The following is a 3,744-nucleotide window of genomic DNA, read 5'->3' as shown; positions in this document are numbered from 1 at the left end:
GTACTGCTCCCGGCCCGGCGGTCGCCCGCGGCCCGCCACCGAACGAGACGTCCCACGGCCAACCGGCCGCGGGCCTGACCGCCTCGGTGACGGAGCGGCTGGCGCTCACGGGGGTGGAGGGGCTGGTGCCTGTGGGGGTGGCGGGGCCGGTGCTCGCGGGGGTGGAGTAGCCGGTGCTTGCGGAGGTGGCGGGGCCGGTGTCCGCAGGGGTGGAGTAGCCGGTGCGTCCGGGAGTGGGTCGGACCTCATCGCCAGCCGCGCCGGTGGTCCCGGCCCCCGCTTCGTCGCCGGATATCCGGGTGTCCCACGCGTCCGACCCGAACGTCCCGGCCGACGCCGCCACCTCCGCGCCGGCCCCGTACGCGGAACCGTCAGCGACCACCTCCCACGGTGCGGGATCACGCGACGGCAGACCATCGACGGCGCCGGGGGCCGGGGCCGGTGCTGAATTCGGAGTTGGGGGTGAGGTTGGGGAGGACGGTGTTGCTGAGGAGGGGGACTGGGATGTAGGCGGGGCCAGGGAGGCCGACGGCTGCCCGGGGCTGACGGGCTGTCCGGCACCAGACGCCGGTGACTCCGGGCCGTCGGTGCGTGCCGCGGACGCTGAGTGCGCCGCGAGTTCCGTGCTCTCCGCGAGCTCCGTGGTCTCGCCAGCCGCGGCTTGACCGTCCAGAGCCTGGCCGTACGGAACCTGGTCGTCCAGCTCTTGGTCGTACGGAACCCGGTCGTACGGAACCCGGTCGTACGGAACCCGGTCGTACGGAACCCGGTCGTACGGAACCCGGTCGTCCAGGGTCTGGTCGTACGGGACGTCCCGGCCGTACGCGGAGTCGCTTCGCGGAAGGTCACCTTGCGGCGAGCCGCCGTACGACGCGGAGGGCGGGCCCTCGTACGCGGGTTCCTGCCCGGCCGGGGACGAAGCCGGAGACGGAGCCGGAGTCGGGGGCGAGACCGGAGACGGAGCCGGGGTCGGGGGCTGGCCCGAGGCCGGAGGCTGGGCCTCGGGCGGGGCCGGGGTTGACGGGTCCTCAGCCGTGGTGGGCTCTTCCCACCAGGCCAGCGCCTGGACGACCGCAGGCTGCTCCCACCAGGCCAGGTCGTCCGGTTCGGCCAGGTCGCCGGGTACCTCGGGCCCGGCCGGCGACGCCGGCTGCTGCTGCTCACTCTGCGCCGGGAACACCGGAGGCACCGCCGACTGCGGCGGGGCAGCCGGGGTGGGTGCGACGGACTCCCCCGCGGCAGGACCGGTGGCCTGCCCTCGCGAGCTCGGCGGATTCTCCGGGCCTTGCTGGCTTTCCTTGCCCTGACCCTGCTGGCCCCGCGGGCTTTCCTGGTCTTGCTGGTCTTGCTGGTCTTGCTGGCTCTGCGCGCCTTCCCGGCCTTGCGGAGGCTGCGTGGACGAGGGCGGCGGGGATACGGCCGAGCGCGCCGGCGGGTCGGGCGGCACGAGGGTGGACGGCGCCGGGTCCACCGCCTGGACCAGGCGTTCCCATTCGGTCGCGGCGGACGGCTGGCCCGGTTCGTCCGACCCCGGCGAACCTGCCACGACGGCGGACGGAGCCGACGCCCCAGGACCTGACGGCCCCTCCCCCGGCGCCTGCCCGACCGGAGCGGCCGGAGCGGGCGTGGCTTGAGCGGGCCCGGCCGGAGCAGCCGGGGCAGACGGGGCCGGAGCGGGCACGGCCGGGGCAGCCGGCGCGGGCACAACCGGCCCAGCCGCGGCCGGGCCAGGAGCGGCCGAAGTGGGATCAGTCGAAGCCACCGCCCCACTCGCCCCCGCCGCACGCACGGGCCCCACGGGACGCTCAGCCCCAGCCGAACCCCCAGGCCCCACCGGCCCCGCAGCCTCCGCCGAATCCCCAACCCCCACCGGGCCGACGGGGTCAGCCGGCACAGCCGGACCGGCCGGACCAGCCGGACCGGTCACCCCACCCGGTTGCGCTGCCTGCGGCGGTCTCACGGCGGGGGTTGCCGGCACCGAGTGCGGCGAAGCAGCCGACACCGGCGAGGCCGCGGCAGGCGCCGCGGAACGGGCATCGGCCGAGGCACCGGCCGGAGACTCCACGGGCGCATCGGGCGTGACGAATGCCTGGGCCGCCGAGTCGTAGCGGTCGTCCAGGGAATCCGGCGCACCGGCCGGGCCGGTGTCCCCCTGGTCCGTTTCGTACAACTGCTGCCACCAGTCGTCCTCGTGGCCGTGCCGATCTTCCCCCTGCTGGCTCATGGCCCACATTGTCCACCGCGCGCCCCGTCCGCGGACCGGAAGCCGAGAACGTCCCCGGCCAGGACGGGGCCCGTGGTCGGCAGCGCCCCGTTGCCCCGTCCCCCGCCGAACGACTGGTCAGGAACGCGCCGCCCAGTGCAAGGATGTGCTCGCGGCACGTTCCCGTCGCCGTTCGTCATCGACCAGGTTTCGTTCACCGGCTTTCGCTAACCGGCTTCTTGGAGGGCGCGCATGCTGAGTGCACTGGGTCTGGACGAGGTGCAGGAGTCCGCCTACCGGGCCCTGGTGCGGCTCGGCAGCGTCGAGGTTCCCGCGCTCGCCCGCCTGCTGACCCGCGCGGAGGCGGACACCGAGCAGGCCCTGCACGAGTTGGAACGGCAGGGGCTCGCGGCGCGCTCGTCGGGCCCGGCCAGGCGCTGGTTCGCCGTGCCGCCGAACACCGCGCTCGGCACCCTGCTCACCCAGCGCCGGGACGAGTTGGCGCGGGCCGAACAGGCCGCGGCGGCGCTGGCCGACGCGTACCGGAGCGGCTGCGCAACCGGCGCCGACGCCCCCGACGTGGTCGAGATCGCCTGCGGTACGGGCGCCATCGGCCGTCGGGCACAGCAGTTGCTCGCCGCCGCGGACGACGAGTTGTGCGCGCTGATACCGGGCACCGAGCGGCTGCCGGTGGGCGGGCCCGCGCGGTACGGGGTGCGGCACCGCGTGGTGCTGGAGCGGGCGCTGCTGGCCCGCCCCACGGCGCTGGGCGAACTCTGCGCCGCCCTCGGTGCCGGCTACGGTGCCCAGATCCGCGTGGTCGACCGGCTGCCGACGACCCTGCTGGCCGCGGACGGCCGACTCGCCCTGGTGACCCTGGAGCGCCCCACGCGGCCGGAGACCCCCGCGGGCCCGGCGGCGGTCTGCCCCGGCCCCGGCCCGTACGACACTCCGCGGGCGCCGGCCGCACGGTGGTCGGCCGCCGAACGGCCCGACGGGACGCGCCCCGGAGCGCAGCAGCAGGCGGTCGCCGAACCCGATGCGCTGGTCGTACGCCCCAGTGGGCTGCTCGTGGCACTGCTGACGCTCTTCGAGACGGTGTGGCGGGAGGCGGTCCCGCTCCGGCTCGACACCCCCGCGGACACGCCCCCCGCACCGTCGGCGGAGCCCGGCTGCCCGGACCCGACGGACCTCGACATCCTGTCGCTGCTGCTCGCCGGCCTCACCGACGCGAGCGTCGCCAAACACCTCGATCTGGGCCTGCGCACCGTGCAGCGCCGGGTGAAGGGCCTGATGGACCTGGCCGGCGTGACGACCCGACTACAACTGGGCTGGCACGCGTACGAGCACCGCTGGCTCCCCCGTCCCGCCGGCGCCCCCACCACGGCCGGCACGGGCACCGGCACCGGCACGAGCAGCGGTACGGGCAGCGCGCCCACCCCCCACCGCGCCCCGCCCGCCGTACCGCGCCCCCGTCGCCGCCCGCAGACCGACGCCCCGGGCCCCGCCGCGTACGCGCCCACGCCCACCGCCCCGCAGCC

1 protein-coding gene and 1 pseudogene are annotated in these 3,744 nt (G+C 76.3%); one reads left to right on the top strand and one right to left on the bottom strand.

The window, feature by feature from the left end; all coding sequences use genetic code 11:
• Positions 1-1,546: pseudogene (locus tag AAHZ94_RS30395) on the bottom strand (hypothetical protein); the annotation flags it as partial.
• Positions 1,547-2,455: 909 nt separating this feature from the next.
• On the opposite strand from AAHZ94_RS30395, the gene AAHZ94_RS30390 reads away from it, so the two are divergent.
• A partial coding sequence (locus tag AAHZ94_RS30390; protein ID WP_349996942.1) for a helix-turn-helix domain-containing protein occupies positions 2,456-3,744 on the top strand: 1,289 nt, incomplete at its 3' end.

This window comes from Streptomyces sp. HSW2009, from assembly GCF_040240285.1.
Lineage (GTDB): Bacteria > Actinomycetota > Actinomycetes > Streptomycetales > Streptomycetaceae > Streptomyces.
The sequence above is the reverse complement of the archived record's forward strand: the minus strand, read 5'-3'. Positions and strand labels throughout refer to the sequence as shown.